This is a genomic window from Faecalicoccus sp. (assembly GCF_036552745.1).
Lineage (GTDB): Bacteria > Bacillota_I > Bacilli_A > Erysipelotrichales > Erysipelotrichaceae > Faecalicoccus.
Genome location: NZ_JAXKBY010000148.1, coordinates 1 through 8,283 on the forward strand (window position 1 = coordinate 1; position 8,283 = coordinate 8,283).

The window sequence follows — 8,283 nt, forward strand, 5'->3', positions numbered from 1 at the left end:
ATTCAGGAGGCTTTTAAAACGTTGGAAGAGGAAAAAAATGCTTATCCTTCACAACATTCGTTAAATGTGATTCATAGAGAAATTGAAAAGACAGAAATTGAACAAGAAGCGATTTTTGATCAAATTCAGAAGCTGAAAGAAGAATTGGAACAGTGTAGAAAAAACGTGCATGCCCTTCAGTTGTCTCTTTCTAAGATTTGTGAAAGATTAGGTATTTCGATGTTAAAGGAAGTGTTTGAAAATCGAAAAGAGGATTTCGAACACTATAAATCATATGTAGAAGATTTAAAAGCCACTCATGTACGTTATCTTTCAAATGAGGAAGTTTTGATGATGACACAATCCAGAGTAGAAGATTTGTCACAAGATGTTTTCTTATTGAACCAAGAAAAGAATCAGCTGATTAAAGAAATAGAGATGTTGAAAAAGATGATTGAATCAATTCAAAAGCAGATGGATGAACTAGGGTATCAAGATATCCAAGATCGAATCATGCAGATTCTTGATCGACAGCAGCAGATTCCAGAAGAAATCAGTAAACAAGATCAAAAGATCGGTGATCTACAACAAAGAGAAGAACAATTTCAGATGCGTTTGAAGGAATTGGAAGAGACAATCCAGCTGCAAAGAAAAAGACGGGATGAAACTTTGGATGCGTTTAAACAAGAACAAGATTTAGGCTATGTAACTCATGAAAAACTGGATGTAAAGGAAACAATAGGAAAGATTGAAAAGAAATATGTGAATTTAAGAAACAAGGAAGTCTTGCAGACAGAATTACAGAATGTTTTTCATAACAACAAAGGTCAATTACAAGATTATGGGTTAATCATTCACAACATCTTTGAAGAAAAAGAAGAAAATACGCGTATGGATATGCAAACGCGTTATAAGGGGCAGAATGTTTCTTTTATTCAGTTGATGCAAAATCTTTCACAAGATATAGAACAACAAAAATTATTGTTGGAGGAAAGTGACCGAAACTTGATTGAAGATATTTTAGTCAATACCATTGCCAAAAAAATTCGTACGCATATTCAAAGTTCAAAACGATGGGTTGAACAAATGAATCGATATATGCGTGCGATGAATACAAGCAGTGGTTTAAAGCTGAGTTTACGATGGCATTCCCATAAAGCAGAAAGTGAAGAACAGTTAAGCACAGAACAACTTGTGCGTCTATTAGAAAAAGATGTGCAGGTATTAAAAGAGAAGGATTTTAAAAAGTTGTCGTCACATTTCCGTTCAAAATTAAAATTGGCAAGAAAACTGGCAGATGACGAAGCCAGTCTAAAAAGCTTTCATCAAGTGATGCGAGAAGTCTTGGATTATCGTACATGGTTTGATTTTCAGATTGAATATGAAAAACAAGGCGAAAGAAAAAAAGAGTTGACGAACAACGCATTTTTCACCTTTAGTGGTGGAGAAAAAGCCATGGCTATGTATGTACCGCTTTTTTCAGCTGTAGCGGCAAAATACGAACAGGCTTCTGAGGATGCACCTCTTATTATCGCATTGGATGAAGCATTTGCCGGTGTTGATGAAAACAACATTGAAAATATGTTTGCACTTATTCAAAAGTTTGGGTTTGATTATATCATGAACTCACAGGTTTTGTGGGGTGATTACAGCAGTGTGCCTTCGCTTGCGATTCATGAATTATTTAGACCGGAGAATGCACATTTTGTGACTGTAATTTCTTATGAGTGGAATGGTAAACAAAAAAGGATGATTGCTTAATGGATGTAAATGAAGACTTATGTGCGTATTTAAAGGAGCATGATTTTAAGGAGTTTATGCATCTTTGGAAGAAGCAGTATGAAAGCTATGGCACTTGTGCCGGTTCCATTCATGTTCCTTTGACCGCTTCCAACCAGCCTTGTCTAGAGGGGTTATTAGGCAAAGATTATCATAAACAATCTCATGCCGTAATTCGCAGATCCCAACTTAACAAGGCTTTAAAGCAGACCAAGTTTGCAGATGCTGATTTTGATAGGGTTTTATTCTTGTATTTTGATGAAGAAATCATAACAAAAAAGGATGCCAAACAACTAAAACAAGAAAAATTTGAGGCATTTTTAAATGATTTGCTGGAAGCTTGTCAGAAAAATCATTCTCGTCAATGGTTGAAAGAAGTAATAAGTCATCAAAACAGTGTCGCTACTCGCATTTTTCAGGAATATAGAAAAGATCAAAGTCAATGTAGAAACCAAGTGCGTTATGTGTTAAAAGCAATTGATGAATTACCGGTGTGGAAAAATCAAAAAGAGAATTTATCTATTTTCTCCAGTCGGATTACCAAAGACCCACATATGTTTGATCATCCTAGTTTTTGTCGAACTTTGCTATTTAATGCTTTAACGTATTGCTTTCCAGAGTGTGAACAAGAAAGAGAAATTGAAATCTTATATCAGGCGGGACTTTATAAAGAGGCCATGAGCAATTATTGTGGCATTGTCAGGCTGAATGCAATTGATCCTGATGGAGAGATTCATGAAGGCTGGAAAGGGTTTTATGACCGCTATGAAGTATGGAATGTAAATATGGAGAATTTACTTCATATCACTTCCTTAGATACTTTTGATATTCGAGTTGTTTGTGTATTGGAGAATCCTTCTGTATTTCATCAACTGGCAGCCTTAATACGTAAGAAAAAGATTTCATCGATTGCACTTGTATGTACCTATGGACAGTTAAATTATGCCAGTTATTTGTTGATGGATCATATCAATCAGACAAATTTTGTGGTTTATTATGCTGGAGATATGGATCCAGAAGGTCTGCTGATTGCTCAGCGATTAAGGGATCGATATCCTTTATTTCATCTATGGCATTATTCTTCTGATGATTATTTAAAGAGTAAATCACAAAATAAATGCAGTAAAAGACGTTTAAAAATATTAGATAATATTAAAGATCCCAAACTGAAAGAAATTAGTGGATGGATACTTGAAACAGAGGGAGTCTTAGGCTATCAAGAGAATATTATCCAGGAATATATAAACGATATTGAGAAATATGCTTTAGAGTCATATTAAACGAATAAAATCCCCATGGAAGATGAATGTTTCTATGGGGATTTGTATTAATGAAGATCTAAACGTTTTAAGACTTTAGATTGCATTTCCTTTTGAACACGCAAGATAGAAAAGGCCTGTTGAATATCGGAAATGGTGCCACTTTCCAGTAAAAGAGAAATGTTTTGAACAAGAGTATCCAATTCACCGGATTTGCGACCTTCGATGCGACCTTGTTTTCTGCCTTGCTTCATTCCATGTTCTGTCCAGGCAAGATAAGCACCTTGGCCGAATGTACACATATCTTTAATTTCCTCCTTGTCTTCATCTGATAACAGTATATCATTCTTTCTTTCTAGAATTTGTATGATTTGATCATAATCTCTATCGGATAGAAATAGTATGGATAAGAGCTCCATAATGCTCTTGGGGCCATTTAAAATTTCTTCCAAAGTTTGTTCTTCTTTGGAATGAAGTGATGGATATAAAAGATGTGTTTTAGACATTCCATGAAATTTAGGATCAAAACAAAAGTTACCCATTTTTTGATTTTCGTGTGTCACATATTCTAATAAACAATTATCTTTTTTCTTTGCATGATGTAAGCAGATCCAAAAAGAACGTACGTCTAAAATATCATTATAAAAGGATTTCTGAAAGCCCAGAGAATGATTCTTTTGACCGGCAATCAGTCTGTATGCATAATAAAGACTTCGGCAGGGTAGTGCATACTTATACGATTCTTCCCCCTGTGCTTCAATATGAATCAACATAAATTTTGATGGATACAGAGGATGTCTAACCACATAAAGTAGATCATAAACTATTTTAGCTCCAGGAATACGGATATCTTCAGTGTTTAATGTAATGATTTTAGAATTGGAAGATCTTGGTTGAATGAGTGTAGAAATCTCTTTTAAAGAGAGATCTTTAAACTCATCCAGGCATTGATGAAGAAGACAAGCCTGGATAGGCTTAAAAGAAAGAATGATCTTTGAATATCCATCGATAAAACGTTTTTTGGATTGTACAATCGTTTGTAGTTCATTTAAGTTTGTCATTATCATTATCGCCTCCACTATATATACGAATAAAAATCGGAAAAGCATGAAAAGATATAAAGAAAAATTATAATCAGTGTGCTGTAGAGGCAGAAAATCTGAATGATTCTGATTTTTTAAATATCATAGATTTATATTCTGTGCGGAATTTATATTTTTTATGGTTTATTCTTGCATAAAAAATATAAATAAGATATCCTTTGCATAAGGAGGTAGTTTGATATGATAATAGAGGTTAGAGCAGAGAATTGTTATGCTTTTGATGAACGCGTTTGTTTATCACTAAAAGCAGATATGCGAAATAAAAAGTTTAAATCAAATGTGCACCAAGAGAATCATTTTAATATTCTAAAAACAGTAGGGATATATGGACCAAACAATTCAGGAAAGACATGTTTGATAAAATGTATTAGGGAAATAAGAAACATTTTATTGAATAAAAGGTCAACTTTGATACCGAATATATTTACAAATAGCACAATTTGTAAACTTGGGGTAACTTTTCTTTGGAAAGGAAGAAAGTTTTCTTATGATTTTTCTTATGATATCAAAACTCAAGAATTTATTTTTGAAGAGTTCTTAGAACTGACAAAAGACAAATATAATAATGAGTTAAAAAAATTATGGCTTTTAAAAGATGAAGAAAATAATAAATATTTTTGCTTAGACAATGATGTAGAGAACTTGATGTCACTGGTATCCAAAAATAATCTGTTAGTTTATGTTTTGGGAGAGAATAAATTTGCCTATTTAGACCAGATACGGAGAATAATTATACAATTTGCCAGTAAGATCGATATCGTAAATATGAATAATATTCCTATGCAGCATACGATAGAATTGATGAAGCATAAAAATGATTTACAACATAAAATAGTGGATTTTATAAAAAATTCTGATTTATATATGGATAATTTTGAATATGCAGACGGAGGAGAAGTAAAAGTTATAAGTCAGATTAAGGACAAGGCCGAAGAAAAAGTTTTAAATCTTCCAGAATCATTGGAGGATCAATTGAGATTGGTATCCACGTATAAGGGACATAAAGTTCCTAGCATTCTTTTTGATTCAACGGGAACAAAAAAAATTACGGCTTTGGCAAGCTACGTGATTGAGGCATTAGAACAAGGCAGAATATTAGTTATCGATGAATTAGATAGTAGTATCCATTTTAAACTAACACGTGCCATAGTAAATCTTTTTAATAATGAATTAAATGACCAGGCACAACTAATTTGTACGGTTCATGATATTAATTTAATGGACTGTCATCGTATGTTTAGAAAAGAGCAGGTTTGGTTTGTACACAAAGACAAAGAAGGTGTTTATGTGTATTCATTAGCTGATTTTACGGCTCAAGATGGTATACGTCAGGACACAACAGATATCATGGAAAAATATAGGCAAGGTGTTTTAGGCGCGTTACCAGATCCAGACTTGTTGAATTCGTTGCTTGATATTAAAACAAATACAGGCGATGAGGAAGATGATGAAGAGTAGATTACCTAAACTCAATGCAAAACATCGCATTTGTATAATTTGTGAAGGTGATGAAGAATACGATTACCTAAATCGTTTAAAACAGCTGCAGGTTTGGCATTCGCAATACGAAGTTACACTTGATAATGCACAAGGCAATGGGAATATCTTTGCGCGTTATCAAGATCGCTATCAAAACGGAAATTATGAACTTGTGCTCGTTTTGTGTGATACGGATAAAAAGCCTTACGAACAATATGTTGATATTAAACGAAAGATTAATGAATTTCATGATTTACCATGTGCTGAAAAAAGAGTGATTTTTTTCTGCAATCCCTGTATTATGCAAGTAATTCTTTCACATTTTGATAATGTGAAACTGACTACTTCGGCAAAGAAAATGAATTCTTGTTTAATTGAGACTCTAACAGGTGTCGCCAACTACAAAGCGAAAAAGAAGCAGCGTGATTTTATTAATCAACAAATAACGCATGAAAACTTTAAAAATATGCTTGATCGAGTACGTAGCATGAGTAATTCGGATATCATTCCTTCCAGTAGTAATTTTGATTCTTTGATGGATGGTTTATTATCTCAAGATGCTAAATGGATACGATTAATCAATCAAGGTTTGTAGAACAGCAAGCAGTATGAATATTAAAAGGAGAAGTTATAATGATAAAAGAATTAGCGTTAGTATTACAGATTAGAAACGAGTTAAAATCTTTAATTTTGTCGGGTTTGATGACCATGAAATATTTAATAATTTTAGTATCTTTTGCATCTATATGTTTTATGATACTAAATATACATATAGGAATACCTGAAGGATATGGTTGGTTAAATGAGTTTATCAATATTTCTTTATGGAATAATATTTTGTTTTTCTTTATTATACTTGTGTGTGTTTACATTTTAATAGATAGACTAAATAGAAAAATGAATTACAAGCGAACAATATATTACATACTTAGAAAAATTGAAAATCTTAGTATTATTTGTATTTTATTTTTAGCACTTTTTGTTGCTAAGGCTATTTTGTTTTTTGAGTATGAAAGTATAGATATCGTTTTTAAAATAGTTTTTTTATCAAGTATTTTCTTGGTTTGGCTTACTTGTCTCAGCTTATTGTTTGAATGGACTGAGGATATTTTTTCTAATTGGAAAAGATTTGAAGAAAACAGCTTAAAAAGAAAGAATTATTTTGATTTATTAAGTGCGAAGTTAAAGAGTGATACAACGGAAGATTTACAGAGGCATTTACTGCAACTACAGATACTAGATTTAGAACAGAAGCTTTATGATAAAAGAATAAAATAACTTAAAAAGTGGGAGAACTAAAAAATGTTATCTATTTCAGTAGCAATGGCCACCTATAACGGTGAAAAGTATGTACAAAAACAATTAGATTCTATTTTGAATCAGAGTCATAAAGTGAATGAAATTATTTTGGTAGATGATAAATCTACGGATAACACGAGAGAAGTAATTCAGAAGTATATCCAACAACATCCAGAGATGAAATTTTCATTCTATGTAAATGAAGTAAATCTGGGATATAAGAAAAACTTTAAAAAAGCGATGTCTTATTGTAGAGGAGAGTATATTTTTCTGTGTGATCAAGATGATATATGGCTTTCAAATAAAGTAGAAGAAATGATTGCAATCATGGATACACATCCTAACATACTTTCACTAGCTTCTTCTTTTTCTTTTATTGATAAAGATGACAAGACTTTTGAAGTAGAAAAAGTTAAAGGTTTATCCAATAACAATCTACTTAGAATGGTAGTAAATACAAATGATGTAGTGGAAGTTACTTTTGAGACATTATTAACACAAAATTCATTCCAGGGATGTGCTTTAGTTATACGACAAGAATTAAATCAAAGATTTCAAGAATGTTTTACAGAAGACTTATTTCATGATTGGTTAATTAACTTATTGGCAGCAGAGCAAAAGGGAATGTATTTTTACAATAAATCGTTGTTTCTTTATAGGATTCACGGTAAAAACACAATAGGGATTAATGAACAGGAGCATTACACGAAAAAAGAACATGCACAAAAAAGAAATGAGCTTAAAACAAGACTTTTATTAGCTCAATACCCTTTGGAAACTTTAAAAAAGTTAGAAAAAACAGAACCAAGATTATCGCAGTATCAACCAGATTATAAGAAACGAATGATGTTTTATCAAAATCATATAGATTATTTAACTAATGGTAATGTGTTAAAGCTTTTTTTACAGAATTTTAGTCCTTATTACAAAGGAATGAAAACAAAAAAAGCCCGGATCATGGATTTGATTTTTGCGTTTAAACAAAAATTTAAATCCATTTAATTCCCTATTTTAGGAATATTTTATAACAATTCCTTGAGTAGGGAATTATTTGTCAATATACTATGAATGAGGTATGAAATGGATACAATAAATCCTTGTTATATTGCGATAATAGGAGATCTCATTGATTCCAAAAATATTGAGCATAGACAAGAAGTACAGAAAAATTTATTAAATACTTTAGATAGGATCAATTCTAAATACTGTCAATCGATAGTTTCCAAATTTAAAATTACTTTAGGAGATGAATTTGAGGGATTAATGAGTGTAAACGGTGATTGGATTTGCATTATAAATGAGTTGTTTTTTTTCCCTGCATCCAACAAAGATTCGATTTGGAGTAGGAGTCGGAAACATTACAACACAGATTCAAAAGATGAATA

Annotated in this window: 8 protein-coding genes; 7 read left to right on the top strand and 1 reads right to left on the bottom strand. The window is 31.9% G+C overall.

Annotated features, from left to right (window positions below; genetic code table 11):
* Positions 1-1,740: SbcC/MukB-like Walker B domain-containing protein (locus U0M88_RS07100; protein ID WP_331869367.1), on the top strand; the 1,740-nt coding region annotated here is incomplete at its 5' end.
* Complete coding sequence (locus U0M88_RS07105) at positions 1,740-3,038, top strand: TIGR02679 domain-containing protein (protein ID WP_331869368.1); 1,299 nt, start codon at positions 1,740-1,742, stop codon at positions 3,036-3,038. The genes U0M88_RS07100 and U0M88_RS07105, both read left to right, overlap by 1 nt.
* Positions 3,039-3,085: 47 nt before the next feature.
* Here the strand turns inward: U0M88_RS07105 and U0M88_RS07110 are convergent, their stop codons facing one another.
* The gene (locus tag U0M88_RS07110) at positions 3,086-4,084 is read right to left on the bottom strand and encodes a hypothetical protein (protein WP_331869369.1); all 999 of its coding nucleotides are present in this window, start codon (positions 4,082-4,084) and stop codon (positions 3,086-3,088) included.
* 216 nt (positions 4,085-4,300) lie between these two features.
* Here U0M88_RS07110 and U0M88_RS07115 point away from each other — a divergent pair, with 216 nt between their 5' ends.
* From U0M88_RS07115 to U0M88_RS07135, 5 genes are all read left to right on the top strand, one after another.
* Complete coding sequence (locus U0M88_RS07115; RefSeq protein WP_331869371.1) at positions 4,301-5,578, top strand: AAA family ATPase; 1,278 nt, start codon at positions 4,301-4,303, stop codon at positions 5,576-5,578.
* A complete protein-coding gene (locus tag U0M88_RS07120; RefSeq protein WP_331869372.1) occupies positions 5,568-6,194 on the top strand; it encodes an RloB domain-containing protein in 627 nt (208 codons plus the stop codon). Before U0M88_RS07115 ends, U0M88_RS07120 begins: the two co-directional genes overlap by 11 nt.
* Positions 6,195-6,232: 38 nt before the next feature.
* Positions 6,233-6,877 carry a hypothetical protein gene (locus tag U0M88_RS07125; RefSeq protein ID WP_331869373.1) on the top strand — a complete coding sequence of 215 codons (645 nt, stop codon included), beginning with the start codon at positions 6,233-6,235 and terminating at the stop codon, positions 6,875-6,877.
* A 24-nt stretch (positions 6,878-6,901) separates the two neighbouring features.
* On the top strand, positions 6,902-7,900 hold the full coding sequence (locus U0M88_RS07130; RefSeq protein ID WP_331869374.1) for a glycosyltransferase family 2 protein: 999 nt from the start codon (positions 6,902-6,904) through the stop codon (positions 7,898-7,900).
* A gap of 78 nt (positions 7,901-7,978) precedes the next feature.
* On the top strand, positions 7,979-8,283 hold a 305-nt coding region (locus U0M88_RS07135), incomplete at its 3' end, for a SatD family protein (protein ID WP_331869375.1).